This is a genomic window from Rhizobium sp. PL01, from assembly GCF_033447125.1.
Classification (GTDB): Bacteria; Pseudomonadota; Alphaproteobacteria; order Rhizobiales; family Rhizobiaceae; genus Pararhizobium.
In genome coordinates this window covers 371,089-396,623 of record NZ_JAWQUM010000002.1, presented here as the reverse complement: position 1 = coordinate 396,623, position 25,535 = coordinate 371,089, and the positions used below count along the sequence as shown (strand labels likewise).

25 protein-coding genes and 1 tRNA gene are annotated in these 25,535 nt (G+C 58.9%); 22 read left to right on the top strand and 4 right to left on the bottom strand.

Translation table 11 applies throughout. The annotated features are described in order from the left end of the window. The first annotated feature begins 2 nt into the window (after positions 1-2). The 11 genes from R6X40_RS06275 to R6X40_RS06225 all read left to right on the top strand — a co-directional run bounded on the left by R6X40_RS06275 (position 3) and on the right by R6X40_RS06225 (position 11,954). Positions 3-2,897, top strand: a complete 2,895-nt coding sequence (locus R6X40_RS06275; protein WP_318411931.1) for a transglycosylase SLT domain-containing protein — start codon at positions 3-5, stop codon at positions 2,895-2,897. Then, positions 2,894-4,729 (top strand): hypothetical protein, encoded by a 1,836-nt coding sequence (locus R6X40_RS06270; protein WP_318411929.1) that lies wholly within the window; start codon positions 2,894-2,896, stop codon positions 4,727-4,729. Before R6X40_RS06275 ends, R6X40_RS06270 begins: the two co-directional genes overlap by 4 nt. Beyond that, on the top strand, positions 4,726-7,227 hold the full coding sequence (locus tag R6X40_RS06265; RefSeq protein WP_318411927.1) for a hypothetical protein: 2,502 nt from the start codon (positions 4,726-4,728) through the stop codon (positions 7,225-7,227). The genes R6X40_RS06270 and R6X40_RS06265 overlap by 4 nt, the downstream gene beginning before the upstream one ends. A gap of 62 nt (positions 7,228-7,289) precedes the next feature. Further along, the gene (locus R6X40_RS06260; RefSeq protein WP_318411925.1) at positions 7,290-8,951 is read left to right on the top strand and encodes a hypothetical protein; all 1,662 of its coding nucleotides are present in this window, start codon (positions 7,290-7,292) and stop codon (positions 8,949-8,951) included. A 23-nt stretch (positions 8,952-8,974) separates the two neighbouring features. Then, positions 8,975-9,295 (top strand): hypothetical protein, encoded by a 321-nt coding sequence (locus tag R6X40_RS06255; protein ID WP_318411924.1) that lies wholly within the window; start codon positions 8,975-8,977, stop codon positions 9,293-9,295. 70 nt (positions 9,296-9,365) lie between these two features. After that, positions 9,366-10,049, top strand: coding sequence for a hypothetical protein (locus tag R6X40_RS06250; protein ID WP_318411922.1), 684 nt, complete (start codon positions 9,366-9,368; stop codon positions 10,047-10,049). After that, entirely contained in the window at positions 10,046-10,285 is a 240-nt protein-coding gene (locus R6X40_RS06245; protein ID WP_318411920.1) for a hypothetical protein, read from the top strand. The genes R6X40_RS06250 and R6X40_RS06245 overlap by 4 nt, the downstream gene beginning before the upstream one ends. Next, positions 10,282-10,521 carry a hypothetical protein gene (locus R6X40_RS06240; protein WP_318411918.1) on the top strand — a complete coding sequence of 80 codons (240 nt, stop codon included), beginning with the start codon at positions 10,282-10,284 and terminating at the stop codon, positions 10,519-10,521. The genes R6X40_RS06245 and R6X40_RS06240 overlap by 4 nt, the downstream gene beginning before the upstream one ends. A 142-nt stretch (positions 10,522-10,663) precedes the next feature. After that, positions 10,664-10,963 carry a hypothetical protein gene (locus R6X40_RS06235; RefSeq protein ID WP_318411916.1) on the top strand — a complete coding sequence of 100 codons (300 nt, stop codon included), beginning with the start codon at positions 10,664-10,666 and terminating at the stop codon, positions 10,961-10,963. 6 nt (positions 10,964-10,969) lie between these two features. Further along, positions 10,970-11,257 (top strand): hypothetical protein, encoded by a 288-nt coding sequence (locus tag R6X40_RS06230; RefSeq protein ID WP_318411914.1) that lies wholly within the window; start codon positions 10,970-10,972, stop codon positions 11,255-11,257. Positions 11,258-11,804: 547 nt separating this feature from the next. After that, positions 11,805-11,954 (top strand): hypothetical protein, encoded by a 150-nt coding sequence (locus R6X40_RS06225; RefSeq protein WP_318411913.1) that lies wholly within the window; start codon positions 11,805-11,807, stop codon positions 11,952-11,954. Positions 11,955-12,295: 341 nt separating this feature from the next. Here R6X40_RS06225 and R6X40_RS06220 read toward each other — a convergent pair whose 3' ends face one another. Next, the gene (locus R6X40_RS06220) at positions 12,296-12,601 is read right to left on the bottom strand and encodes an XRE family transcriptional regulator (RefSeq protein ID WP_318411912.1); all 306 of its coding nucleotides are present in this window, start codon (positions 12,599-12,601) and stop codon (positions 12,296-12,298) included. Between the two features lie 94 nt (positions 12,602-12,695). Beyond that, positions 12,696-12,839, bottom strand: coding sequence for a hypothetical protein (locus R6X40_RS06215; protein WP_318411911.1), 144 nt, complete (start codon positions 12,837-12,839; stop codon positions 12,696-12,698). 260 nt (positions 12,840-13,099) lie between these two features. Here R6X40_RS06215 and R6X40_RS06210 point away from each other — a divergent pair, with 260 nt between their 5' ends. The 3 genes from R6X40_RS06210 (at position 13,100) to R6X40_RS06200 (ending at position 15,305) form a co-directional block, all read left to right on the top strand. Further along, on the top strand, positions 13,100-13,627 hold the full coding sequence (locus R6X40_RS06210; protein ID WP_318411910.1) for an MgtC/SapB family protein: 528 nt from the start codon (positions 13,100-13,102) through the stop codon (positions 13,625-13,627). Between the two features lie 188 nt (positions 13,628-13,815). Further along, positions 13,816-14,784 carry a GlxA family transcriptional regulator gene (locus R6X40_RS06205; RefSeq protein ID WP_318411908.1) on the top strand — a complete coding sequence of 323 codons (969 nt, stop codon included), beginning with the start codon at positions 13,816-13,818 and terminating at the stop codon, positions 14,782-14,784. A gap of 161 nt (positions 14,785-14,945) precedes the next feature. Next, positions 14,946-15,305 carry a hypothetical protein gene (locus tag R6X40_RS06200; protein ID WP_318411906.1) on the top strand — a complete coding sequence of 120 codons (360 nt, stop codon included), beginning with the start codon at positions 14,946-14,948 and terminating at the stop codon, positions 15,303-15,305. A gap of 198 nt (positions 15,306-15,503) precedes the next feature. Here the strand turns inward: R6X40_RS06200 and R6X40_RS06195 are convergent. Further along, positions 15,504-15,579: transfer RNA gene (locus R6X40_RS06195), tRNA-Lys, on the bottom strand. Positions 15,580-15,769: 190 nt separating this feature from the next. On the opposite strand from R6X40_RS06195, the gene R6X40_RS06190 reads away from it, so the two are divergent. Both R6X40_RS06190 and R6X40_RS06185 read left to right on the top strand, forming a co-directional pair. Continuing rightward, complete coding sequence (locus R6X40_RS06190) at positions 15,770-16,519, top strand: cytochrome c biogenesis CcdA family protein (protein WP_318411904.1); 750 nt, start codon at positions 15,770-15,772, stop codon at positions 16,517-16,519. A 31-nt stretch (positions 16,520-16,550) separates the two neighbouring features. Next, entirely contained in the window at positions 16,551-17,528 is a 978-nt protein-coding gene (locus tag R6X40_RS06185; RefSeq protein WP_318411902.1) for an AEC family transporter, read from the top strand. Here R6X40_RS06185 and R6X40_RS06180 read toward each other — a convergent pair. Beyond that, positions 17,496-18,701: a UbiH/UbiF family hydroxylase gene (locus R6X40_RS06180; RefSeq protein ID WP_318411901.1), complete on the bottom strand. Its 1,206-nt coding sequence runs from the start codon at positions 18,699-18,701 to the stop codon at positions 17,496-17,498. The two genes, R6X40_RS06185 and R6X40_RS06180, sit on opposite strands and share 33 nt — an antisense overlap. A gap of 278 nt (positions 18,702-18,979) precedes the next feature. Here R6X40_RS06180 and pcsA point away from each other — a divergent pair, with 278 nt between their 5' ends. Genes pcsA through R6X40_RS06150 form a run of 6 tightly spaced genes read left to right on the top strand, consistent with a single transcriptional unit; the run spans position 18,980 to position 25,436 of the window. Continuing rightward, the gene (pcsA, locus tag R6X40_RS06175; RefSeq protein ID WP_318411899.1) at positions 18,980-19,705 is read left to right on the top strand and encodes a phosphatidylcholine synthase; all 726 of its coding nucleotides are present in this window, start codon (positions 18,980-18,982) and stop codon (positions 19,703-19,705) included. A 9-nt stretch (positions 19,706-19,714) separates the two neighbouring features. Further along, on the top strand, positions 19,715-20,692 hold the full coding sequence (locus tag R6X40_RS06170; protein ID WP_318411898.1) for a quinone oxidoreductase: 978 nt from the start codon (positions 19,715-19,717) through the stop codon (positions 20,690-20,692). A 52-nt stretch (positions 20,693-20,744) separates the two neighbouring features. Continuing rightward, complete coding sequence (locus R6X40_RS06165; RefSeq protein ID WP_318411896.1) at positions 20,745-22,319, top strand: ABC transporter ATP-binding protein; 1,575 nt, start codon at positions 20,745-20,747, stop codon at positions 22,317-22,319. Further along, entirely contained in the window at positions 22,309-23,403 is a 1,095-nt protein-coding gene (locus tag R6X40_RS06160; RefSeq protein ID WP_318411894.1) for an ABC transporter permease, read from the top strand. The genes R6X40_RS06165 and R6X40_RS06160 overlap by 11 nt, the downstream gene beginning before the upstream one ends. Further along, positions 23,403-24,323: an ABC transporter permease gene (locus tag R6X40_RS06155; protein ID WP_318411892.1), complete on the top strand. Its 921-nt coding sequence runs from the start codon at positions 23,403-23,405 to the stop codon at positions 24,321-24,323. The genes R6X40_RS06160 and R6X40_RS06155 overlap by 1 nt, the downstream gene beginning before the upstream one ends. A gap of 42 nt (positions 24,324-24,365) precedes the next feature. Continuing rightward, a complete protein-coding gene (locus R6X40_RS06150; RefSeq protein ID WP_318411890.1) occupies positions 24,366-25,436 on the top strand; it encodes a BMP family ABC transporter substrate-binding protein in 1,071 nt (356 codons plus the stop codon). The last annotated feature ends 99 nt before the right edge of the window (positions 25,437-25,535 follow it).

Below are 25,535 nucleotides of genomic sequence, written 5' to 3'. Positions count from 1 at the left end.
TAATGGCAAACCGTCGTCTTGAACCCGTATCTTACCGTCCGTTCCGCGTCGAGCCGGCGCTTGCCGACGGGCTCCTTTCGGTGCAACGTGAAGGCGGTGAGTTGGAGCGCAAGGTCTCCATGGGGATGGCCCGGCTAGCCGACGAAGCCGGGCGAAAAGCAGACCTGCAGGCAGAAGCCGCTGGCCTTCGCGATAGCCGCCGGGATGCCATTGCGAACACGCCAACAGCGGCTACGCTCAGTGGCGGCCAGGTGACTGGTACCGCTAGCGTGAATGGACAGGCAGGGCATGTTCGCGGTGCGCAGGGCGGAAACCGCGTCGTCGTGCCGCCAGAGCAAATCCGCGTCCTCATTGAGCAGTCCGCCGCACGACATGGTGTCGATCCCCACGCCCTATCGGAAACCACGAGGATTGAAAGTAACTTCAACCCAAACGCAAAAAACCCCAAATCAACGGCTGGCGGCATCCTTCAGTTTATAGACAGCACCGCGAGCGAATACGGGCTGACCGACAAATTTGATGCTGCTGCGTCGCTCGATGCCGGCGCTCGCCTTATGAAGGACAATACCGCAACGCTGACCAGCGCGCTAGGTCGCACTCCCACTGCGGGAGAATTGTACTTAGCACACCAACAGGGTGGCGGCGGAGCAGCTAAACTTCTCGCAAATCCGAATGCGAAGGCGAGTGATATCGTTGGCGTTGAAGCTGTGCTGAAAAACGGCGGCACCCTGGATATGAGCGCCGGACAGTTTTCTACACTTTGGACTAGCAAGGTGAGTGGCGGCGACAGCTATCAGAAATTGCCGACTGCCGCTTCCGTTGGTCCGATGTCAGTTACTCCGGTTCGAGAGCCCGTCACGCTCGAGCCTGGTAAAGCAGGGACATGGAGACCGACCGGCCGCGATACGGTATACGGCCGCGCCTATGATACGGCCGGTGAAAAGACCTATCTTGAGATGGCGGACGCCGCCATGGTTGAAAACCAGACGGCGCTTTATGATGCCTATAGCGACGATCCGGCCATGCTGCAGAAGGCTTTGGGCGAAGGTCTGACTGCCGATTTGCGAGACAATGTTTTCGAGGAGATTGCGCCAGAGTATACTGCTGCCTATCAAAAACGCGCGGCAGCGCTCATGTCTAAGAGCCGGGAGGCCCAACGTGAGAGGCAAGACCAGCAGGTTCGCATGCAGGCGATTTCCCGGATCGACGATCTGGAGAACCGGCGGGCCCAGCAGCTTGCCGGATATAAGCCAGGCGATCCGCTAGCCGCATCGGCGCTGGCCGATACGCAGGCAGCCATTGACGCAAACTATGATAGCGCCGTTGCGCGTGGCGTTATGGATGCTGAGCAGGCAGGAAAAGCCAAAAAGCTCAGCCGATCCACGATGACTGTCGGGTTTTATGTTGGACAGACCAAAGACATGTCCGCTGATCAGATCGATCAGATGCGCGCCGAGATGCAACGGGATTATGGTGAAAGTGGCATCGATGGCGTTACTGCCGATGATTGGACGGATATCTCAAAAGAATTGAGCAGTGCTGCGGCTACCCGCCGAACACAGGACGCCACCGTTACGGCCTCTCTGAAGCAGCGCGGCGACGATATAGCCAACAGAGTTGCGCGTGGCCAGCCCGTGGCGCCGGAGGAATTGTCCCGGTTTCAGCTGGACATCGGGCCGGGCGAAAAAAATAAGGCCATCGCCGCCTCGACCTTCGCCCGCATGCGTGTTGCCGACGCACTGCGAAAGCAGCCGATCGGCGAGGTTGAGCGCAACCTTGCTTCCATCCTGAAAGGTGGCGGCGAGACGGTCAACCCAGAGGATACCGAGTTTGCGCGTAAGACGATCGCCGAATTCCGCCAGGCCGTGCTGTTGGACCCTCTTGGCAAAGCCGAGGCTATTGGCCTTATCCCTCCAGTTGCCAGTATTCCCGTGGATGGAACGGCGACACCCGAACAGATCGCCGGTGCAGTGTCCTACCGGCGAGGGGCGGCCGATGCTGTTGCCAAACATTTCGGAATAAGCCCACGTTATTTCCGGCCTGGCGAGGCGGACGCTGTGTTGAAAGCGGCAGAACAGAACCCCGAAGCGCTGGTCGTGTTCACCCAATCCGTTCGCGATGCCTTCGGCCGTGATGCCAGCAAGGCACTTTCCGAGTTTTCGGAGAGCGGACCGGCGTTGGCTCACGCGGCCGGATTGTCGATCGCCACCGGTGATGTCGGTATTGCCCGGGACGTGGCGACGACCCTGTCGATGAAAAGGCAAAAGCAGCTGGCGGACCTGACACCAGAGACCGGCCGCAAGCTAAATGGTTTTGGCGCCAGTGCTGTTGCCGGTGCATTTCTTGCGGATCCGCGCACGCAAAACGCGGTGCTGCAGACGGCCCAGCTATTGTTTGAGAAGGACGCTTCGCGCATGGGCATCGATCCAGCCGAGATCAAGACCGAGGAATCGCCCGCGCAGACCCTCTATCTGAAATCGCTTGACCGCGCACTTGGCGGCCGGACCGTCAATGGCGAGAGCTATGGTGGCATCGACGAAGTGAACGGATCTCGTATTGTAACGCCTTCCGACATGGCGAAGGGCGAGCCGCAGCGGTTGGTGGAAACCATTACAGATGATCAGCTGAAGCTGTTACCGCCGATCCAGTCGACCACCGGTTATCCGGTCACGTCACGTCAGCTCCGCCGCTCGCAGTTGGTCAGCACCGGCGACGGTATGTATCGGGTTGCGTTGGGCGATCCCATGGGGGAAGAGCCACGGTATCTGACAAGACCAGACGGTGCCTATTGGACGCTCGACATAAGGGCGCTGCAGCGCGCCGCCATTGAGCATCCACTGTCTGATCGCATTGGTGGGTTCAACCCGTTTGGGTGGCAGCCGGAGCAGCCGCAATGAGCTTCTGGTACGGTAATGGCACCGAAGAGCGTCCGACCTCTGTAGGATCGGGACAGGCGCCGCTCGTCGAGCTTTTGGATGCATCGTCTGACCATCAGGTTTTTGTCGAGAACAGCGATAGCAGCTACCAGGCGCTCTATCGCGCCTATGACGACAGGATCAAGGCGATCCAGGAACGCACCGGGGAGACGCGCCAAAACCCGCTCTACCTGGCCGGACGCGGAGGGCAGGTTACCCCTGGTTTTCGCCGCCCAAGTCAGGGTGGTTTCCAGTCTCGATCGCAAGCCGGAACTGAGGTTGATGATTTCAACGCCTGGCTTGCACAGATTACGGTTCGTCATCCAGACGCCGCCGACGTCATCAAGGCCGATGTACCGCTCGAGCGGGACGCCGAGGCTCTAGCGAGACATATGGATGAACGGCTAGCAAAAGCTATGGCATCGCGCGATGGTGCAGCCAAATGGGCAGCAGTCCTTGCCGGTGGCCTGCAGGGCTCACTGTATGACCCTCTCCAGGTGATCACGCTTTTTGCCGGCGGTGGCGCCGGCGGCGCGAAAACTGCGATCGGCCGCATTGGTAAAGTCGCTCTGCAGGAAACGGCGATCAACGGCCTGTCGGAGGCATTGTTGCAGTCAGAGGTCCAGAATTGGCGGAAACAGGCCGGCCTACCGAACGGACTGGCAGAGGCAATGCAGAACATTGGTTTTGCTGCGCTGGCCGGCGGCGTCCTCGGCTCTGGCATGGCGGCGGCCGGCGAGGCGATCTCTCGCGGGTTCCGACCCCGAGATATCGAATCTGCCGCAGGTGAGTTGGCCAAGTCGCCGACTGTGCGTCCCGACGTGTCGGAGGGGCTGCGAGGCAACGGCCTGAAGGCGATCGAGACGCTCAAGCCAATCCGAGATACCCTGCCACCTGAGGTACGCGGAGCAATCGACCAGGCCGACTTGATCGCGCGGGACGGGTTGCTAATGCCACGGTCAGCAACCGAGCCGCATCATGATCTGATGATCGATCGGGCAACACGTGCGGCGCTCAGCAACGAGCCTTTCGTGTCGGAGGCCAGTGCCGAGCAGATCGCACGGATTGTCGATCGGCTGATGCCGGCAACCGGAGGCGCCGCTCCTGCTGAACGCAGCCTGCAGCAATTTCTTGCTTCTGCCGGTGGCGTTAAGGATTTCAAGGGTGAGCTTGAAGCCCTGGGCATTGCCAACGCATCGGAGCGCTTTGTCGGAAAACTGGTTAAACCCGACGGGATACCCCTTGACCAGGCGCGGCGCGTGGCGGCGGAAGCTGGGTATTTCGATCACCTTTATGGCACAGCAGAGAATGCCATGGAGAGAAGCACCGTCAATGATCTGCTCGATACGCTCGACACCGCCGCCCGGTCAGATGTTCGCGTGCGTGGTGCTGAGGGCGAGCGGGCGTATGTCGAAACCCTTGTGACTGATATTGCAGCTAGGGCCGGTCCTGCCGTCGATGACGATTTGATCGTCAAGGCGGCAGAGCTTGCTAATGCTGAAAACCTAGATCCTGGCACTGCGCTCGACCGCGTGTTGATCGCTATCGACCAAGCCGGCCGGGAAGCGGAAGAGGCAGATCGATCGGCGGCGACGTTCCGCCAGGCGAATACGACGGAGGCGCGGAGCGGTCTCTCCGATCCGGCCGTGATCGACGACGAAGCGCTGTTTACGGCGGCTGATCTCGAAGGTCTGCCCGAAGACTACGATATCCCTTTTTTCGACGACGGCCGGACTCTGACCGGCGCTGAGTTAATGGCCGAGATCGAACATCACGAAAACTTATTTCAGCTTGTGGAGGCCTGCCGGGCATGAGCTTCAAAGATTGTCTTACCAACGCTGTCGAAGGCGGCGAACTCTCCGAACTGGACGCGCAGAAGCTTGCGCGGGACTTCGACCGGCTGCGCGGCCGCTTCGCCGTCAACAGCGAGGCAACGGCCGATGCCGAGGCAAAGAAGGCGCTGGCAGCGCTCCTCAAGGCCGAGACCGCCCACCAGCGGCGCAAGGCAAAATTGGCGATATCGAGCATCAAGCGGATCGACGCGGATCTCAAAAGCTATAGGAACCCGAAGGGTGAGGCCGATATCGCGGCAGCTGCCACAGACTTGCTCGAGCATTTCGGTACAGCGCCGTTTTCCAGTGTAGAGGGCCGCCGGCGTGCGATCATCGGGATGGCACATGCCCGGATGGACGACGCTTTGTATCATTTTCGCAAGGGTGCGGTGGGCGGCGACGTGACGCGCCATAACAAGGCCCAGCTCGACAACGTCGTGCGTGAAGCGTTCGGCCAGGCAAGCGGCGACGAGGCGGCGAAGGAATTCGCCGGCGTATGGGAAAAGACCCATGAATGGTTGCGCGAGCGGTTCAACGCCGCCGGCGGCGCGATCGGCAAGCTAGAGAAATGGGGATTGCCCCAGCACCATGATGCGCGGGCTTTGCGTAAACGCGGGCTGGAAGCCTGGAAGGCGGATGTACGGCCGATGCTTGACGTCTCCCGCATGAAACATCCGCTGACGGGAGATGCTGTCGATGAAGGCGAGATCGACGATGTGCTGACGGAGATCTGGGAGAACATAGCTACTGAAGGATGGAACCGTCGCCAGCCGTTGCGCCAGAGTTTCGGCAAAGGCGCACTGGCCAACCAGCGGGCGGAGCATCGCTTTCTGGTGTTTCGCGATGCAGACAGCTGGATGGAATACCAGCGGCTTTATGGCGGTGGTGGTGACGCGTTTGCCGCCATGATGGGGCACCTCAACATGATGGCGAAGGACATTTCCGCGATGGAGGTGCTGGGGCCAAATCCGGATGGCACGATCGAATGGTTGCGGCAGGCGGTGCGCAAGGAGGCGATGAACCGATCGGCGGGGAGGCCGAGCCGTTTTGCAGCAACGCCGGAGAATGCCCTGGATAAAGCCAACGCTGCGGAAAAGCGCATTGGAGCGATCTGGGGATCTATCCGCGGTTCGCTTGAAACCCCAATCAACGGTCGTTGGGCAGCCGGCCTTTCCGCGGGCCGGAGCCTCATCACCGCCAGTGTGCTCGGATCTGCAGCACTATCATCCGTCAGCGATCTCGGCACGACATTTATTGCACGCAAGTTCGCGGGGATCGGCGGGCGAGGCACATTCTCCGATGTTGCTAAAGCGGTGATGCCTTCGACAAAACGCGAGGCGGTGGCGTCGGGTTTGATCCTCGACAGCGCCATGCATGTGTTTCACGCCCAGGCGCGTTACATCGGCACGCTCGATGGCCCCGGCTGGGCAAGCTATCTCGCCGACCGGGTGCTGACCTATTCGGGATTGACGCCCTGGACGCAAGCCGGGCGGCACGCCTTCGGCCTCGCCTTCATGCGAACCGCCGCCGAACAGTCCGGACAGGAGTTTACCAAGCTTCCAGATGCTTTCCGCAACGTCATGAAACGCTACGGTATAAACGGCCGCGAGTGGGACCAGGTGCGCAAGCTGCCGATGCACGATATGGGCCAAGGCACGATGATCCTACGACCGCAGGAGATCGATGCGCGCGTGCATCCGAAACTGGCTGAAAAATATTTGGAGATGATCCAGGCCGAAACCGAATATGCTATCCCGTCAGGTTCGCACCGATCGAAGGTGATGCTGGTCGACGAGAACCGTCCAGGCACTTTCATCGGCGAAGTTATGCGCAGCTTTGCGCAGTTCAAGAGTTTCGGCACAGTCTTCCTCGTGCTGCATGGCCGACGCGTCCATGGCATGATTGCAGGACAGGAGAAGGCCAAAGGGGCAGCCTACGCTGGCTCGCTGCTGATCTCGACGACGCTGCTGGGCGGCATGGCCCTGCAGATGAAGCAGATCGCGCAGGGCAGGGATCCGCAAGACATGGCCGACGAGGGCTTTTGGGGAGCCGCACTGCTTCAAGGTGGCGGCCTTGGAATCTATGGCGACTTTCTCTTTTCGAACGTGAACCGCTATGGCGGAGGCTTTGCCACCACGCTGGCCGGACCTCTCATCGGCCGGGCAAACGATGTTTGGAACCTCACCGGCGGGAACATGATCCAGCTGGCGAGCGGCGAGAAAACCAATTTCGGTCGAGAGGCTGTGAAATTCCTTCGCTCGAATGTGCCTGGTTCCACACTTTGGTACACCAGGCTGGCTTGGGAACGCATCGCCATGGACCAGTTGCAGTTTCTCGCAGATCCGGAAGCAAACAAATCGTTCAAGCGCCGGCAGAAATTTTTTCAGAAAGAATTCGGGCAGGACTTTTGGTGGGCTCCTGGCAAGACTATGCCTGATCGGGCTCCCGACGCCGGGGCAGCGGTCCAGTTCGGTAGCTAGACCGCACTGAACCGCCTGCGCGCGCCCGCATGATCGCTCTCATCATCTGATGAGGGCGCGACATGGCTGACACTCCCTATCCGCTACCGCGCCAGACGCGGCAGTCTGCGATCCTCTCCGGCAACGGGGTGAACGCAACCTATGGGCCGTTCGCGTTCAAGATCTTCGATATTGAAGACGTCGTCGTCGTTACCCGGCCCCTGAACGCAGCGAGCTTCGAGCCAGTGGCTGTTACTGTCAGCAAGGTTTCGAACCTATCGCTCGATTTCTTCACCGTGACCTTTGGGAGCATCTTGCCCGCCAGCACCAACTTCATTGTTTATGGTGCGCGCGTCGCCGAGCGGTCCGTTGGCATGAACAAGGGAACGCAGCTTAGCCTGAATGCGCTTGAGAAGGAGCTGTCCAAGGCAGCGGTGGCGTTGCAGGAGTTGCGGCGCGACGTCGATCGCGCTTTCAAAGTCAACTATGGTCAGGCGGCCGCCCCGCCTCAGCCCTATGAAAACCGTGTTCTCGGCTGGCAAAACGGGATGCTGGTCAATCTCGATCCTGCCCAGTTTATTAATGACGCCGGCTTCGCGACCGCTGCGCAGGGCACCAAAGCCGACAATGCCGATGGCCTCCTTGAGGGAATGTCTACGCGTTTCCCTTACATGGTCGAAAGCCGTCGTTTCGATGATATTGGTTTTCAAGCCTTTCTATTCGACGCCGCTGACGCTCAGTATCCCACCTTCGGACCTGCGGCTGTCCATGGAAGATCTACGGCGAAATATAACGGCGTCATAGGCGAGACCATTCAGGATGGCAGCAGCGGCTCGTCTTTCCCCGTCGGCGTCATTGGATATGGCGGCCTTCGCCATGCTGGCAACCAGGTGTTTGGTTTTTTCGGCAAGGTGGAGCAGTTCACACCAGGTGTAGCCACTCATGAATTCAATACTTTTAACTACAGCGCCGACGCGCCGACAAGCTATCCGTGGTCGCGGGCGTTCGGGATAACGACGACCGTTCCGGTTATCCTGACGGTTGCCGCAGGCGGAACATATATCTCCGCCGCCGGCATCGAGATTGGCCAGGAAGGTTCAGAGCCGAACGCCGTTCAATTCGGCATCGCTCTCCAGAAGAAAGCCGTCAAAAGGTGGTCCTACTTTCAGGACGCCGATGCTGTCGATGGGCCAAACAGCGGCATGTATCTCGCTATTCCGGGGGCTGGCATCAATCTGGTGCTCAAGACGGGCGGCTCTACCGTGGCCAAGAACGGTGTCCTGCAGGTCGCCAATTCGGCAGGCAACGAGCGTGCGTCAATCCGGCAGGACGGATCGGCGAACTTCGGAGCTACCGCAGGGTCATACCTTACGTCCCGCCTCAATGTGGCGGGAAGCGACACAGTGCGCGGCCTCGCCAACACTGCCGCGATGATCGGTCTCGACCTGTCCGCCGCGAATGCCGTCGGCGCGGCTGTTCAGCTGGGGTCGCTTAATGGCAACACTCCCTTCATCGCAGCGTCGAAGTACGACACAGCAGATAATGTTGCTTCACCGTTGGTCATCATGACCAATGCGACCGAACGCGTTCGCATCCTCGCGACCCCCGGCAATGGAATAGGTATCAAGACGCCGGTTCCCGCCAATTCCTACGCCAACGACGCGGCAGCAGCAGGTGCAACACCCGCTGTTGGCGTCGGCGAATGGTACCGAAACGGCTCCGCTATTCAGATGCGGGTCGCATAATCTTCACAAGGGACAAAATCGACATGGCTAAAATTGACTTCAGTTCACCAATCCTCGATCTCGCCGGCAAACAGATTTCGGTGGTGACCAGCCTGGAACCAAATGCTGATCGCATTCCCGCCACGCTTGCCGTGGTTTGCATCGAGGCCCTTCTCAGCCCTTTGCGCGGCGATAGCCCCTCCGGCGAAGTGAAGATGACCAGGTTCGAACTGGCGCGGAAGATCCATAACGGCGGCGAGGTTTCGCTCAGCGTTGACGAGCTCTCAAGCCTGAAGCATCTGGTCGGGCTCGCATGGCCGGCGCTCATCCAGGGCGCCACTTGGGAACTGCTCGATCCAAAGTAGTAGATGCCGCCCATTTGACGCGACCCAAACGGCTTTAGGCTTCAGCATCATCAATGCTGGAGCCTTTTTCATGGCAAACAAACTTCCTCTCATTGTTCCTCTTGCAGCGCTGATGCTGCTCGAATTCATCGTTACGATCGAGGCGCCAGCTGGCTATGACACGATTTATGGCAACAACCAGGATAAGCTGCCAAAGCCACTCACTCAGATGACGCTGGGAGAAGTGATCGACGTACAGAAGTCCTGGACCAGGCGCTTCAAATCGAGCGCTGCCGGCGGACTGCAATTTATGCGCAACACACTGATTGGCATTGCAAAGGAGATCCCGTCTCTGAGCGGAGACGCATTGTTTGATCGCGACCTGCAGCGGCGGCTTGGCTATTACCTGTTGCAGCGCCGAGGGTATGAAAGGTTCGTCGCCGGCGAGTTGTCGATCGTCGCCTTCGGCAGGGCGCTCGCGCAAGAATGGGCGAGCTTCCCTGTACTGTCGGCCTGCGAAGGGGAACATCAGTCAGTGGAACGCGGGCAGAGCTACTATGCCGGCGATGCCCTGAATAAGTCGCTGGTCAAGCCGGAGCGTGTCGAGGCGATGTTGCGCCAGGTGTTTGCCGCCGCAGCTGCAGCGAAGCCCGCTCCTTCTGTACCACCTTCGACCAATCTGCCGGCAGTGCCCCAGCCTGCACAAGCTGCGCACCCCACGGGCTGGGCTGCGCTCGGTGCCCTGCTGGCGAAGCTGTTTGGAGGTCGGAAATGAGAAAGCTCCTCGAGCGCATCGTTCGCTTCCGGACGTGGATCCTCAATCTTGTTCTGACACTCGCGATCGTTGCTCCGGACCTATTGAACTCGCCGGAGATGCTGGCGCTTGTGCCGGCGCAATATCAGCGCTGGGTGATCGCGGCGGCCTTCCTGGTTAATATCTGGATGCGGCCACGCCCAGCCGTAATCGCCAGCGATCCCGAGGCTGCCATTCGCCAGGAGACGTACCGATGAACTGGATGGCAGGAGCTACTGGCGCGATCGTCGGGGCAGCCCTGATGGCGATGCCAGCCTGCATCTACGGCCAGCGCGTCGAGCGCGACATAGCGGCGATCGAGACTGGCAAGAACGCGCTGGAGCGGATCCAGAAACTGGAGAGAAACAATGCAGAATACGAGAACCTTTCGGCTCGCGATCGTTGCCTTGTGTTCATGCTTGATAGCGGCCTGCCAGACAGCGCCTGCGACTGACGGCTCCGGATATCAGTTTATCCGCTTCGCCGACCCGAAGGCGGGCCAAACGGCATCGCTGGATGCGATGGCGGGTCCGTCGATCTTTTCCAATAACAGGCAGTGCCGGCAGGATCCCGGCTGCCGGAAATAGGAGGTTAGCATGCCAACGAAAACACTTACCGCAGATACTGCCGCGCCGGTCAGCCTAGGCATCGATGCGAGCACCGATGTAGGCTACCGCGTTCTAAGCTATAGCGGCTCCCTCGGCGGAGGAACGCTGCGTGTTCATACCCAGGTCGACGGGGGGGATATCGTGCCCGTTCCGAATTCGAAGCTGGTTATCGGCGACGTCGATACCAAGGGAGACGTAAAGCAACAGCTAATCTTCAGCTCAGCGGGGAATGTCTTCATTTCGCTGACGGGAGCGACGGCACCCAATTGCAAGGTTTCGGTCCAGTAGTCGAAGATGGATGCTCCTGTGAATGCTCCCGCCAAACTTATTGAATTGCCGCATGATACTCGGGAGTGGCTCGCCACCCTTCGAGAGGATGAACTGGAAACGCTGAAGGCGTTGGTCGATCTGCCTGCGAATGACGTACGCGATGGCTTCAAACTAGTTAGGGATCTACGCACCGTAGGGCGGTTCATCCGGTTTTCGGTGGTACTCATTTTGGCGATGCTAGTCGCGACCGTGACGCTCTACGAGAACATGATCAAAGTGTTCTCATGGTTTAAGGCTGGCACACCTCACTGATTGCACTGCTTCGTCAGAAATGAGCACACCCGGACAAATGCGATGCGTGACATTTAGTTAAGTCATTGAAAACACCAAAGTTCGTAAAATCTTCTAAGCAGGTTGTCGCAGGTTCGAGCCCTGCAGGGGTCGCCAATCATCTCAATGGCTTAGTCTCTACTTTTCCGATCGTTTTGGCTGCGTTTGCGGCCTTTTCCCAGCCGTTTACAAGATGCATTCTCCGGATGTCCTTGACGACCCTCAGAATGATCGCATCGCCGGTCTGTTGTTCCGGCGCAGGATCGTGTTTCAAATACTCCACGGGCCTTCGCGATTGAGTGGCTGGTGATCAATGCAATCATTTGAAATCGGCGCTGGCCAAGTACTCCAAGCAGCGCCATTCGGTTGCCGCTTGGCCGCGCACCGGTCTGGTTTCTACGGTGTTCACGAATTGTACGACTATTCCCCCCAAAAATGGCGCCTGGAGGGCTGGAAATCACGGGCCGTCCATTAGCTCTTCATTAAGGATGTGAGATCAGGCTTTCAACATCCAAAAGAGGAGTTGATCATGTCGAATGCAATCATCGATCTGCTTGAAAGTGCAAAGATTTTGGCAAGAGCCAGTGACGACAGGATGCTGGGCTACCTCATCGAGATGGCGCTGCACGAGGCTCAGGAATCCAAGGCGGCAGGGGTGAAGGCAAAGAAAGCAGCCTAGAGAACTTCACAGTGTCGCCAATGGTTGCAACAAAAACCCGCTGAGACGGGGTTGGATTGGATACGTGGCGATCGTGCCTCATGATCCCGCTGGCATCTCCGCACCATGATTTGATGCAATCCGGATTTTATCTGGTGTCGGTTGCGTTGCAAACGAGCGGCACTTGGCGCAAGCGCGGATTTTTCCGGCCTCTCGCTTTCATCAGGCCACGATGGTGCAGACGGACCCCTGGCGGCGCAGCCAGTGCCATATGCCACCCACGCGCATGATCTTGTGTTCCTCTATATGGCTTACCGGCAGAATCCGAAGCCGATTACTCAATCCACAACCGAGCCGTGAGCCTAAACTCCCGGGACCTCGTCATTGGCAACCAGACCACCTTCGCTTTCAAGAACAGAAAGACGGCGGGCCTCTGAACGGGTGAACTTGAGCTGGACTCCGAGGCCGCGTTCACCTTCCTCCAGGAACAGCGCTCCAGCCGCCTCCAAGGCGGTCTGCAGGGTTGAAACAACTTCAGCTGCCGGGGTCTCGAGTTTTCTTTCAAATCGGGCGATTGTGTCCTCGTTGACACCGGACAGTGTTGCGAGGAGCTGGCGCGAAACTTCGACAAGCGCGCGTGCGGCGCGGCATTGTGAGCCTGTAATCATGATCGCCCTCCTTGTTGGTACCAAGGATGGGCGAACGCCGATCTGAGGTCAAGCCGTGCCATCCTTGCTCAGGATCGTGCGTGTATGGAAAGCCCTAAAGCACGAAGAAGCCGATGATCGCGGCAATCGGTACGGGAACGCCGACGAGCCAGATCAACAATTCCCGGACCATGAAATTGCGGTAATCCGATGTCTCGCGGTCTGCCCGAATAGGCGTCTGGAAAAGTGGATGTGTCATGGTAGCCTCCGGCACTAGAAATGCAGCATCGAGGTCAAGAGGACGGAGAAGAAGGGAACACCGGTGAACAATAAGAGACCAGCGCGCAGCATATGAATTACCTCCGTGGAATCGATTCTGTTGAGCCGGTGCAGTAACGCGCGGTTGTCTGGTTTCGTTCCTTGCACCTGTTTTCGTCGATCCGGTTGCCGAGCGATGCGGTCCGCATCAACGCTGGGTGACCTCCGGGAACCATGTTTTGCTCCGCGCGTTCAGGCCGCATGGATCAGATTTTCGCAGACATGTTTCCCGCCACGCAAATTCCCTATCCGGTGATTGTCGCCCGTTTTTGCGGTGCAATCTTTTTCGGCGGGCTAATCGGTTTCGAACGCGAGGCGCAGGACAAGGCGGCGGGATTGCGGACGCACATTCTCATCAGCCTGGCCTCTGCCGTCTTCGCCATCATTTCGATCGAGAGCGTGCATATGCCGGGTCTTTCCGACGAACAGGTGCGCATCGATCCGCTGCGGGTGGTCGAAGCTGTCACCGCAGGCGTGGCATTCCTTGCCGCAGGAACGATCGTTTTGTCGCGTGGGGAGGTGCGGGGCCTGACGACGGGAGCAGGCATGTGGCTTGCCGGGGCCATCGGCCTTGCTCTTGGCTTCGGTCACTGGTTGATCGCCGCATTCGCGCTTACTGCCGGATTAACGGTGCTTTTTGCTGTCGGCAAGCTCCAAGCCGCTTTTAAGTCGAAAGCGATTTCCGGGGAAAAAGAAAAGTTGGCGGCGGCAGACAGCACTGGGCCGTGAAACGAAGTTCGCAAAAAAAACGGGCCGAAGGCATCTCTGCCGTTCGACCCGTCCGGTAAAGGTCGGTCGGGGGAATTTCCAGACATCCGCAGACTAGAATGCTGCAGATGGGAGGTCTTACAGTTGCATCATGCCTGGGTGATGCCAATTCATTTGACATAAGGCGCAGAAAATTTGACATTTCTCGTATGTCGTCACCCAAGATTTTTGATCGCGATGTGAAGGTTGTGATTGTCGTCCTGCCTGAATCATCGATCATGTCGCTGGCTTCGGTGCTGGATCCGATGCGTGCGGCCAATCGGGTGGCCGGAAAAATTCTGTTCGATTGGAAAATCCTGTCTCCCGATGGCGCACCGGTTCTTCTCACCTGCGGCGTGGTGATCGCGGTGGATGGGGTGTTTTCAGCACGGGAGCAGGGGGATTGCCTGCTGATCATCGGCGGATTCAATCTGGACCGCTATGCGCAAAAATCGTTCATCGCCAGCCTGCGGGCGGCCGCCCGGCATTTTTCTGTTGTCGCCGGAATCGAATCCGGTTGCTGGCTGTTGGCGCGCTGTGGTCTCGTTAACGGGCGGACAGCGACGGCACATTGGGAGGAACTGGAGGATTTCGCGCAGGCTTTTCCTGACGTTTCCGTTAGGGCCGACCGGTTCGTGACCGATGGAAAGTTCTGGACCTCCGGCGGCGCGTCGCCGACCTTCGATATGATGCTGCATCTGATCCGGCAGCGGTTCGGCTCATCCGTGGCGCTCGATGTGGCGAGCATCTTTGTCTATGACGAGACACATGCTGCCACAGATGCACAGCCACTGGTATCGCTTGGACGCATGGAGGCGCTCGATCCGGACCTTGCCCGGGCAATCCGCCTGATGGAGCGGACACTTGACCGGCCATTGTCGATAACCGCCCTTGCGCTTCGTGCCGGGCAGTCGCAGCGTCAGCTGGAAATGCGGTTTGCCAAGGCGTTGGGCATCAGTCCCGGAAGCTACTATCTGCGGCTGCGTCTGCAGTCAGCGCAACGGCTCGTCAGTGATACACAATTGAGCATCCGCGAGGTGGCTCTTCGTTGTGGTTTTGATAGCCTGTCGTCTTTCTCGCGCGCCTTCAAACGGCACTATGGCGGTAGCCCCATGAAGCTGCGCCAAGGCCGCTATTGACGGGATTCTGGGCAGCGTTCGTCAACACGGCTTTCATTATGTCCCGAGAGCCGGCGCCAATTTTGGGGGATTACGCACTCAGAAAGGCGGCCACCATCATTCCCTCTTGCCGCAATCCTGTGGCAGCCATATCTGTCGCAGAAATGGAGAGAGAAACCACAATGAAAACGCTGATTCTGGCCACCGTACTCGGCCTTTCAACCCTGATGCTCGCCGGCTGCGTCAGCGAAGGTGTTTCCTACGAAGACAACGGCTACAATGAATACAATTCACGGCCGCGCGATTACTCCGAGCGCTACAACCGCAATGAGCGCTGGCGTGACCGAACAGATTATTCGGGAGACCGGGAATACGGCCGCCGCGATCGCGGCAATGACGAGGGCCGCACTGATCGGCGCGAGCGGGAAAGCCGAAGGGGCAATGATCGCCGCTGCAGCAACGATCCCCGCTGCGAAGTTCCGGAATACAACCAGGAACGGCCCGGCCATTACCGCCGCGGCGAACAGGCCCAAGGCTATTGAAGTCAGGACCGGCATGGTTAAATGACCGCTGGTCATACGCGATAAGGATATGGACGGCGTTGCTTTAACCGGCAGCGCTGTTTTGCTGTGGCGAATCTCGTTTAGACTGTGATTTCGAGGTGCAGCTGCCAAGGCAGAAATAGACCTGCGATCCGGCATTCAACCGCTTATGCATCGATGACGGTGCTTGTAATGAGGTGGTGAGAGCGCAGGGATTCGAACCCTGGACCTACTGATTAAAAGTCAGTTGCTCTACCGACTGAGCTACGCTCTCCCAGGACCGGTCTGTTGTGTCCGGCGGAAGTGGGCGGACATATGCACAGCGGGCTTGTTTTGGTCAACCCAAAAAACAGGCAAAAGTGCAAATTCGATGTTTTACAAGGAGATCGCCAAAAGGTGATTGGTTTGACACCGGCTTCGGCGCTAAGACGGCCGGGCTTGTTGCAGGCTGGAGTTTTGACCTGGTGTCCATCGCTGATATTTCCATCTGGACCGCCGTTCTGGCGGGCGCGCTATCCTTTCTGTCGCCGTGCGTTCTGCCGCTGGTGCCGCCTTATCTGTGTTATATGGCGGGCATATCGGTGGATCAGTTCCGCGGTGGCGAAACACAGGTCGCCTCAAAGGGCACCCGGCGTGCGGTGTTCGGTGCCGCCTTCCTGTTCACGCTCGGCTTCGCCACGGTTTTCGTGGCGCTTGGGGCAGGGGCATCCAGCATCGGACTTGTGCTGCGCCAGCATATCGACATCTTGTCGCGCATCGGCGGTATCGTCATCATTATCATGGGCTTGCATTTCCTCGGTGTGTTCCGCATCGGCATTCTCGGGCGCGAGGCGCGGTTCCAGGGGAATGGCAAGCCGGCGACGCTGTCCGGCGCCTACATCATGGGTCTTGCCTTTGCGTTTGGCTGGACACCCTGCATCGGTCCGGTGCTCGGCACCATACTCGGTGTTGCGGCTGCGCGTGATACGGTGACCGATGGAGCGATGCTCCTGGCGGTCTATTCGCTGGGGCTGGCCATTCCGTTCTGGATCGCCGCCGGGTTCTCCGGCGCCTTTATGAAGTTCCTGTCGCGTTTCCGCCGCCATCTGGGTCTGGTGGAAAAGCTGATGGGCGTGTTGCTGATTCTCGCCGGCCTTGCCTTCGTCTTCGGATTCATCAGTTCGATGGCAATCTGGTTCCAGGAGACCTTTCCAGTCTTGATGCAAATCGGCTAAGCACGAACCTCAAACAGAGGTTTCGCGCGCAATGGCTGAAATAGCGGGTCTGGTACTGCCGTTCTTCGGCCTGATCCTCGTCGGTTATCTGACGGCGAAGTTTGCCCGCAATCCGGCAGGCGCCGGCGGTGGCGATGCCATGGGCTGGCTCAATATCTTCATCATCTATGTGTCGCTGCCGGCATTGTTTTTCAAGCTGGTGTCAAAGACGCCGATCGAGCAGCTGACGCGATTCGACTTCGTTTTTTCCTCGATGGCCGTGACCTACACGATTTTCGCGCTGTTCTTTGGCGCAGGCTACCTGATCCGCCGCAATTCATTTGCCGAATCGACTGTGCAGGGGCTGGCCGGAGCCTATGGCAATATCGGCTATATGGGGCCGGGGCTGGCCTTGCTGGCTCTGGGCGAACCGGCGGCCGTGCCGGTCGCACTGATCTTCTGCTTCGAAAACGTGCTGCATTTTATGGTGGCGCCCGCCATGATGGCGCTGGCAGGCGACGAGAAGAGATCACCCGGCCAACTGGTCTTCGGTATCGCCAAAAAGATCCTGCTGCATCCGTTCATTCTGTCGACGATCGCCGGGGTGATCGCAGCCTCGTTGCATTTCCAGCCGCCTGTCCCTGTTCAACGGCTGATAGACTATCTGGCGCAAGCCGCCGCACCCTGTGCGCTGTTTGCCATGGGCGTGACGCTGGCATTGCGGCCGCTGAAGCGCATTCCCGCCGAAATCGGCTACATCGTCCCGGCGAAGCTGATTCTGCATCCTGTGCTGATGTATCTGGTCTTGAGCCTTGTCGGCAATTTCGATCCGGTCTGGGTGCAGACGGCGGTGCTGCTCGCCTCGTTACCGACGGCGACCAATGTCTTCGTCATCGGTCAGCAATACGGCGTCTGGCAGGAGCGGGCATCAGCAACGATCCTGATCACCACCGTCCTATCGGTGGCGACAGTGACGATGCTGCTCTATCTGATCAGTTCAGGCGCTCTTCCGGCTGATCTTTTCCCGTAGGGCACCACGCAGGGATTGCAGGGCGCTACCGGGATTGATCCCCTCGCGCATCATCAGGTTGCGCAGTGGCGCTACGCTTGCCAAGGCCTGCAGCCCGGCGGCGCGCAGCATCTGTACCGGCAGAAAATCGGACAACAAAGAGCGATTGAGCAGATCGACGCTGACGGTGCGGCTAAGAATATCCGTCCGCCGCTTCCGGTCATAACGTGCGCCAAAATCATCGGGCACGGGCGAGGACCCAAGCAGGGATACGGCGGCCATGATGTCGCGCAGGCTGAGGTTGAGCCCCTGAGCGCCGATCGGCGGGAAGGCATGCGCTGCCTCGCCAATCAGGATCGTTCGGCCCTTGCCGAAGGATTTGGCAGCCATGCCGGAGAGTGGAAACGACTGCGGTGCGGCTTCGACGGTCACTTTTCCGAGCATTGACTGCATGCGTTGTTCGACGGAAATGGACAGTTTCTCAAGCGAAAGCGATCGCATTGCCTCCGTGTCCTCCGGCTTTTGCACCCACACAAGGCTCGAGCGCAAACCACCGGGCAGGGGGACCTGGGTGAACGGCCCGTGCGGCGTATGGAATTCCGTCGAGATATTCTGGTGGGGCACCTGATGGGAGAAATTGAGTACGAGCGCACTTTGCGGATAGGACCAACTGCGCACCTCGATTCCGGCCGCCTCGCGCACACCGGATTTTCTGCCGTCGGCGCCGACCACAAGGCCGGCTGTGATGCTGCGGCCGTCGTCAAGCGTCAAGATTGTCTGCCCGGTTTCGGATTCCACCTGCGTCAGGCTCGCGACGATGCGCGTCAGCGATGGCCGCTTGGCTGCTTCCTGTTCCAGCAGGGCAAGAAAAGGGGCGTTTGGAATATTGTATCCGAATGCCTCCAGTCCGACCTCTGCGGCATGAAACGTCACCGTTGGCGCACGCAGCAGGCGGTCCGTCCCGTCGATGATCCGCATGCTGGAAAGGGGGGCCGCCAAGGGGGCAATCGCCGGCCAGATGCCGAGGTTCCGGACAAGCTCAAGCGATTGATTCATCAAAGCCGTGGTGCGTCCATCGGCTTTGCCGGCGGCCGGCGCAATCAACGCAACGGTGCGGCCAGCATCGGCAAACGCAAGCGCTGCCAGAGATCCGGCCAGCCCGGCGCCGACGACTGCGATTTCAAAGTGCTCCATGGCGTCCGGTTCCCGTGCATGTATCTGTTGAGGTCTCAATCTTAACTGTTGGCGGCTGCGAATGAAATGGGGAGAAATGGCGCAGATGCCCGTCGCATCCACAGTTGATTGAAGCGCTTTTGCGACGTCAGGTGATTTTTGCTGGCAGCCAAACTCAAACGGTGCATATTACCGCCAACACCGCGCGATATCGCGGGTACGGGAGCGTGGGCCGTTGAAACGGCCGGTTCAGCATGTTTCCAAGGAAAGCGCAGAGTAAGGACAGGGTGCGTCTGCCAATGAAGTTTTTTAACTATAAGCGCGTGCCCTACGCGGAAATTCGCGCATTTTCCGTTCATATTCTCACCGCATCCGGCTCCTTTCTCGCCTTTTTGGGCGTGGTCGCTGCAGCCGAGCATCGATTCGTCGATATGTTCTGGTGGCTGGGGTTAGCCTTGGCTGTGGATGGGATCGACGGTCCGATCGCCCGCAAGGTGCGGGTCAAGGAAGTGCTGCCAAACTGGTCTGGCGATACGCTCGACAATGTCATTGACTATGTCACCTATGTGCTGCTTCCGGCCTTCGCACTCTATCAGAGCGGCATGATCGGCGAACCGTGGTCGTTCTTTGCCGCCGGTGCCATCGTCATGTCGAGCGCGATCTACTATGCCGACATGGGCATGAAGACGGATGAATATTTCTTCTCCGGCTTCCCGGTTGTCTGGAACATGGTTGTGTTCACGCTCTTCGTCATCGATGCCAGCGAACTGGCCGCGTCGATTGTGGTGTTTATCTCGGTCGTTTTGACCTTCATGCCGATCAGTTTCCTGCATCCGGTGCGCGTCAAGCGCCTGAGGCCGCTCAATCTGGCCGTTTTTGCCGTATGGTCGGTGCTGAGTGGCTACGCGCTGCTTCTCCACTTCGACACGCCCGCCTGGGTCGTGGCCGGTGTCGTCGGTACGGGCATTTATCTCTACGTCATCGGTTTCGTCTTGCAGATGTTTCCCCGGCTTGGACGGGGTTGAGGAGGTTTCATGGCACAGGCCATCATGGTGCGGTCGCTTGGCGGACCGGAAGTTCTCAAAATCGAAGGCATAACGCTTTCCGCCCCGGGGCCGGGCGAAGTGCAGATCCGTCAGGTCGCGGTCGGCGTGAATTTCATCGACGTCTATTTCCGCACTGGCCTTTACAAGTCCGCCGAGGGGCTTCCCTTCATTCCGGGCAAGGAAGGTGCGGGCATCATCACAGCGGTCGGTGATAATGTCAGCACGTTCGCAGTCGGTGACCGCGTGGCCTACGCATCCTCCGACGGGGCCTATTCGAGCGAGCGCAATATCGAGATTTCTCAGCTGGTGAAGGTGCCTGACGATATCACGCTGGAAACCGCAGCAGCGATGATGCTGAAGGGCATGACGGCACAGTATCTGCTCAACCAGACCTTCAAGGTCGGTCCCGAAACCACGCTTCTGTTTCATGCGGCTGCAGGCGGCGTCGGCCTGATCGCCGGCCAGTGGGCCAAGGCGCTTGGCGCCACTGTTATCGGAACGGCGGGTTCGCAGGACAAGATCGACCTGGCGCTTGCCCATGGGTACGACCATGTCATCAACTACCGCACCGACAATTTTGTCAGTGCGGTCAAGGAGATCACCAACGGCAAGGGTGTCGATGTGGTCTATGATTCGGTCGGTAAGGACACCTATCCGGCCTCGCTCGATTGCATCAAGCCACGAGGCCTCTGGGTGAGCTTCGGCAATTCTTCGGGTCCAGTTGAGGGCGTCAACATCGGCATTCTGGCGCAGAAGGGCTCGTTGTTTGCAACGCGGCCGACCCTGTTCAGCTATGTTTCGACACGGCCGGCACTGGAGGCGTGTGCAAACTCCCTGTTTGATGTTGTGCAAAGCAACAAAGTGCGTATCAATATCAACCAGACCTATGCGCTTGCCGATGCAAGTCAGGCGCATGCGGATCTGGAAGCAAGAAAAACGAGCGGAACAACATTGCTGATTCCCTGAGACAAGCCGAAGAGGCAGCCAGGGCAGCAGAGAATGAGAAAAGAGGGGCGGCGTGTCGGCTGAGGGACAACCCGCCAACAGTCTATTGCTGGCTGTTGGCCAACTGACAAAACTGTTCGGCACATTCGCTGCCTGTGACGGAATCAATCTCGATATCAGGCCTGGCGAAATCCATGCGCTTCTCGGCGAAAATGGCGCCGGCAAGTCGACACTCGTCAAGATGCTGTTCGGCGTTCTTGCGCCCACCAGTGGCCAGATTATCTGGCAGGGGCAGCCGGTCCGCATCGCCAGCCCCAGCGCCGCCCGAAAACTCGGTATCGGCATGGTGTTCCAGCATTTTTCGCTGTTCGAGGCGCTGACCGTCGCTGAAAATATTGCCTTGTCGATGGACCCGGGCGTGTCGCTGGCAAGGATCGCCAAGGAGGCGTCCGATCTATCGCATGCCTATGGTCTTCCGCTCGATCCGCACGCGCATGTGGCCGACCTGTCCGTCGGCGAACGCCAGCGTATCGAGATCGTCCGCGCCCTGCTGCAAAATCCGAAGCTGATCATTCTCGATGAGCCGACCTCGGTCCTGACGCCGCAGGAAGCCGACCGTCTGTTCGAGACACTGGAAAAACTGAAGGCCGAGGGACGCTCGGTTCTTTACATCAGCCACCGCCTGGAAGAGGTGCAGCGCATCTGCGACCGCGCCACTGTCCTTCGCCACGGCAAGGTGACGGGCGCCTGCGATCCGCGTCAGGAGACCCCGTCTTCGCTGGCCCGCATGATGGTGGGTAGCGACGTAGCGCATGTCAGCGCCGAAGGGACGAGCACTAAGGGCACGATCAAACTCGAGGCCCGCCATCTGTCTGCCGCAGCCAGAACGCCATTCGCCGTTTCTCTCAAGAATATCTGTCTGAAAGTGCATGCCGGCGAAGTGCTGGCAATCGCCGGCGTCGCGGGCAACGGGCAGGGCGAGCTTTTCGATGCCTTGTCTGGCGAATATCCAGTCGCCAGCGACGATGTCATCCTGATATCCGACAAACCTGTCGGCACACGCGGCATCAATGCCCGCCGGCTGATGGGCGCTGGTTTTGTGCCGGAAGAGCGGCATGGACACGCGGCCGTTTCGGCGCTTTCGCTTTCCGATAATCTCATCCTTGCCCGAAGCCAGTCCGACCGGCGCGCCTTTCTCGGCGGCGGCCCGCTCGGGCTGATCCGTCAGGATGCGGTGAAGATGGCAGCAAAGCGTATTTCTGCGGCAATGGATGTACGCAAGAGCGGTGAAAACCCGCCTGCTGGCTCCTTGTCGGGCGGCAATCTGCAGAAATTCATTGTCGGGCGTGAACTCGACCGCCAGCCGACGGTTCTGATCGTCAACCAGCCGACCTGGGGTGTCGATGCTGGTGCCGCCAGCCGCATCCGGCAGGCGCTCGTCGATCTTGCGAAATCCGGCTCCGCGGTCCTCGTCATCAGCCAGGACCTGGATGAAATTTTCGAGGTTGCAACCGAAATCGCCGTGATCAGCGAAGGCAGGCTCTCCGATATTTATCCGGCATCGGACCTGTCGCGCGAAAAGATCGGACTATTGATGGGCGGCATGTATGCCAAGACCGAGACTGCGGAGACGGCGCATGCGCATTGAACTGGAACGGCGCCCTGACGTCTCAAAACTGTTTTCAATCCTGTCGCCGTTCATCGCGCTTGGGCTGACGCTGATCTTCGGCGGCATCATGTTCATGATGCTTGGCAAGGACCCAATCTCGGCGCTCTACAGCTTCTTCATCGAGCCGCTGACGGAGGTCTGGTCGCTGCACGAACTGGCGATCAAGGCAGCCCCGCTCATTCTTATCGCTGTCGGCCTGTCGGTCTGCTATCGCTCGAACAACTGGAATATCGGCGCCGAAGGCCAGTTCATCATGGGGGCAATCGCCGGATCGATCCTGCCCGTCGTGTTCTACGAATGGCAGTCGCCGCTGGTGCTGCCGCTGATGATGCTGCTTGGCATGCTGGGTGGTGCATTGTTTGCCGGTATCCCGGCCTTCCTCAAGGCGCATATGAACACCAACGAGATTCTCACCAGCCTGATGCTGGTCTATGTTGCACAGCTGTTTCTCGACTGGCTGGTGCGCGGGCCGTGGCGCAATCCGGGTGGCATGAACTTTCCGGAAACCCGGACCTTCGACGCAACCGCCATCCTGCCGGAAATGATCGCGTCGGGACGGGCGCATTGGGGATTTGGTTTTGCGATCATCGCCGCGATCCTCATCTGGTTCATGATGCGCTACACGCTAAAGGGCTTTGAGATCACTGTGCTTGGCCAATCCCAGCGGGCCGGGCGTTTCGCCGGCTTTTCGTCGCGCAAGATGATCTGGTTTTCCATGCTGTTGTCTGGAGCACTGGCCGGTCTTGCCGGCATCGCAGAAGTCAGCGGCGCGATCCAGCAGCTGCGGCCGGTGATTTCACCCGGCTACGGTTTCACGGCGATTATCGTCGCCTTTCTTGGACGGCTCAATCCGCTGGGCATCGTCGTCGCAGGGCTCGTGCTGGCGCTGACCTATCTCGGCGGCGAGGCGGTGCAGGTTTCCTTACAGATTTCCGATAAGCCGATCCGGGTGTTTCAGGGGCTTCTGTTGTTCTTCGTCCTCTCCTGCGACACGCTCATCCATTATAAAATCCGAATGATGTGGTACGATTTGAACGACACGACCGGCGAGGGGGCGCGCTGATGGGTATCTATGAAGCGATCCTGCTGACGGTCATTACGGCGGCAACCCCGCTTGTTCTGGCGGCAATCGGTGAATTGGTCACCGAGCGGTCCGGTGTCCTCAACCTCGGCGTCGAGGGCATGATGGTCATGGGGGCGGCCTGCGCGTTCATCGCCTCACAAGTCACCGGGTCTCCTTACGTCGGCATTCTCGCCGGCATTGCGGCTGGCGCGTTGTTTTCGCTGCTGTTCGGTTTCCTGACGTTGACGCTGGTTGCCAATCAGGTGGCGACGGGACTGGCCTTGACCATCTTGGGGCTTGGCGTGTCCAGCATGATCGCTGAACCCTATCTCGGACAATCCGGTATCAAACTGCCGCAGATCGTCTTCCCGGTCCTGTCGGATATTCCGTTCCTGGGCGCTGTTCTGTTCAAGCAGGATCTGATTTTCTATCTGTCCATCGCGCTGGTTGCCGGTGTGAACTGGTTCCTGTTCAAGAGCCGCGCCGGATTGAAGCTGCGTTCCGTTGGCGACAGCCATGCCTCGGCGCATGCACTCGGCATCAACGTCATTCGCACGCGGTATCTGGCGGTGATGTTCGGTGGCGCTTGCGCCGGGTTGGCGGGGGCACAGCTGTCGCTGGTCTACACGCCGCAATGGGCCGAAAACATGTCGGCCGGGCGTGGCTGGATTGCGCTGGCACTGGTGGTATTTGCCTCATGGCGGCCGTGGAGGATCATCGCGGGGGGGTATTTGTTTGGTGCCGTATCGATCAGCCAGCTTTACGTGCAGGCTCGCGGCATCGACATTCCCTCGCAGTTTCTTTCTGCTCTTCCCTATCTGGCGACAATCATCGTACTAATCCTTATCTCGCACAATCGGCGCATGACGCTGATCAACACGCCGGCATCGCTCGGCAAACCGTTTGTGCCGGACAGGTAAACAAGAACAACAACCTAATTTCAAAAACCTACAGGGGTCAAAATGAAAAAATTGCTTTTCGCACTCGCTACGACCGCAGCTGTCATCGGCTTTTCCGCCGCTGCCAGCGCTGCCGACAAGGCAAAGATCTGCTTCGTCTATGTCGGCTCAAAGACCGATGGCGGCTGGACGCAGGCGCATGACATCGGCCGTTTGGAGCTTGAAAAAGCACTGGGCGACAAGATCGAAACCCAGTTCCTCGAAAACGTTCCGGAAGGCCCGGATGCCGAGCGCGCCATCGAACGCCTGGCGCGGTCGGGCTGCGGAATGATCTACACAACGTCGTTCGGCTTCATGGACGCAACCGTCAAGGTTGCCGCAAAGTTCCCCGACGTGAAGTTCGAGCACGCCACCGGCTACAAGACCGCCCCGAACCTTGCTTCCTATAACAGCCGCTTCTACGAAGGCCGTTACATCCAGGGTCAGATCGCTGCGAAAATCTCGCAGAAGGGTGTCGCCGGCTACATTGCGTCCTTCCCGATCCCGGAAGTGGTCATGGGCATCAATGCCTTCGTCACCGGCGCGCGCACGATTAACCCTGACTTCAAGATCAAGGTCGTATGGGCAAACACCTGGTTCGACCCAGGCAAGGAAGCCGACGCTGCCAAGGCACTGATTGACCAGGGCGTCGATGTTTTGACGCAGCACACCGACACGACTGCACCGATGCAGGTTGCGACCGAGCGCGGCATCAAGGCTTTCGGCCAAGCCTCCGACATGATCAAGGCCGGCCCGGAAACCCAGCTGACGGCAATCGTCGACACATGGGGTGCTTACTACATCAAGCGTACCCAGCTGTTCCTCGACGGCAAGTGGGAAACATCATCAAGCTGGGATGGCCTGAAGGACGGTATCCTGAGCATGGCGCCGTATACCAACATGCCGGATGACGTGAAGGCGATGGCGGAAGAGACCCAGAAGAAGATCGAATCGGGTGAACTGAAGCCTTTCACCGGCCCGCTGAAGAAGCAGGACGGCTCGGAATGGCTCGCAGCTGGCGTCTCTTCGGATGACGGCACGCTGCTCGGCATGAACTTCTATGTCGAAGGCGTTGACGACAAGCTGCCGAAATAATCCCGGCATCCATTTTTGCAATCAGAGGGCGGCCCCACGGCCGCCCTTTTTGATTCTGGCTCTGCGAAAATTTGAACGATCGAACGGGAAAAACTATTT

Bases quoted from the DNA above. Each gene is read 5' to 3' on its own strand.
- R6X40_RS06275 (WP_318411931.1), top strand. From the start codon at position 3: ATGGCAAACCGTCGTCTTGAACCCGTATCTTACCGTCCGTTCCGCGTC.
- R6X40_RS06270 (WP_318411929.1), top strand. From the start codon at position 2,894: ATGAGCTTCTGGTACGGTAATGGCACCGAAGAGCGTCCGACCTCTGTA.
- R6X40_RS06265 (WP_318411927.1), top strand. From the start codon at position 4,726: ATGAGCTTCAAAGATTGTCTTACCAACGCTGTCGAAGGCGGCGAACTC.
- R6X40_RS06260 (WP_318411925.1), top strand. From the start codon at position 7,290: ATGGCTGACACTCCCTATCCGCTACCGCGCCAGACGCGGCAGTCTGCG.
- R6X40_RS06255 (WP_318411924.1), top strand. From the start codon at position 8,975: ATGGCTAAAATTGACTTCAGTTCACCAATCCTCGATCTCGCCGGCAAA.
- R6X40_RS06250 (WP_318411922.1), top strand. From the start codon at position 9,366: ATGGCAAACAAACTTCCTCTCATTGTTCCTCTTGCAGCGCTGATGCTG.
- R6X40_RS06245 (WP_318411920.1), top strand. From the start codon at position 10,046: ATGAGAAAGCTCCTCGAGCGCATCGTTCGCTTCCGGACGTGGATCCTC.
- R6X40_RS06240 (WP_318411918.1), top strand. From the start codon at position 10,282: ATGAACTGGATGGCAGGAGCTACTGGCGCGATCGTCGGGGCAGCCCTG.
- R6X40_RS06235 (WP_318411916.1), top strand. From the start codon at position 10,664: ATGCCAACGAAAACACTTACCGCAGATACTGCCGCGCCGGTCAGCCTA.
- R6X40_RS06230 (WP_318411914.1), top strand. From the start codon at position 10,970: ATGGATGCTCCTGTGAATGCTCCCGCCAAACTTATTGAATTGCCGCAT.
- R6X40_RS06225 (WP_318411913.1), top strand. From the start codon at position 11,805: ATGTCGAATGCAATCATCGATCTGCTTGAAAGTGCAAAGATTTTGGCA.
- R6X40_RS06220 (WP_318411912.1), bottom strand. From the start codon at position 12,601: ATGATTACAGGCTCACAATGCCGCGCCGCACGCGCGCTTGTCGAAGTT.
- R6X40_RS06215 (WP_318411911.1), bottom strand. From the start codon at position 12,839: ATGACACATCCACTTTTCCAGACGCCTATTCGGGCAGACCGCGAGACA.
- R6X40_RS06210 (WP_318411910.1), top strand. From the start codon at position 13,100: ATGGATCAGATTTTCGCAGACATGTTTCCCGCCACGCAAATTCCCTAT.
- R6X40_RS06205 (WP_318411908.1), top strand. From the start codon at position 13,816: ATGTCGTCACCCAAGATTTTTGATCGCGATGTGAAGGTTGTGATTGTC.
- R6X40_RS06200 (WP_318411906.1), top strand. From the start codon at position 14,946: ATGAAAACGCTGATTCTGGCCACCGTACTCGGCCTTTCAACCCTGATG.
- R6X40_RS06185 (WP_318411902.1), top strand. From the start codon at position 16,551: ATGGCTGAAATAGCGGGTCTGGTACTGCCGTTCTTCGGCCTGATCCTC.
- R6X40_RS06180 (WP_318411901.1), bottom strand. From the start codon at position 18,701: ATGGAGCACTTTGAAATCGCAGTCGTCGGCGCCGGGCTGGCCGGATCT.
- pcsA (WP_318411899.1), top strand. From the start codon at position 18,980: ATGAAGTTTTTTAACTATAAGCGCGTGCCCTACGCGGAAATTCGCGCA.
- R6X40_RS06170 (WP_318411898.1), top strand. From the start codon at position 19,715: ATGGCACAGGCCATCATGGTGCGGTCGCTTGGCGGACCGGAAGTTCTC.
- R6X40_RS06160 (WP_318411894.1), top strand. From the start codon at position 22,309: ATGCGCATTGAACTGGAACGGCGCCCTGACGTCTCAAAACTGTTTTCA.
- R6X40_RS06155 (WP_318411892.1), top strand. From the start codon at position 23,403: ATGGGTATCTATGAAGCGATCCTGCTGACGGTCATTACGGCGGCAACC.
- R6X40_RS06150 (WP_318411890.1), top strand. From the start codon at position 24,366: ATGAAAAAATTGCTTTTCGCACTCGCTACGACCGCAGCTGTCATCGGC.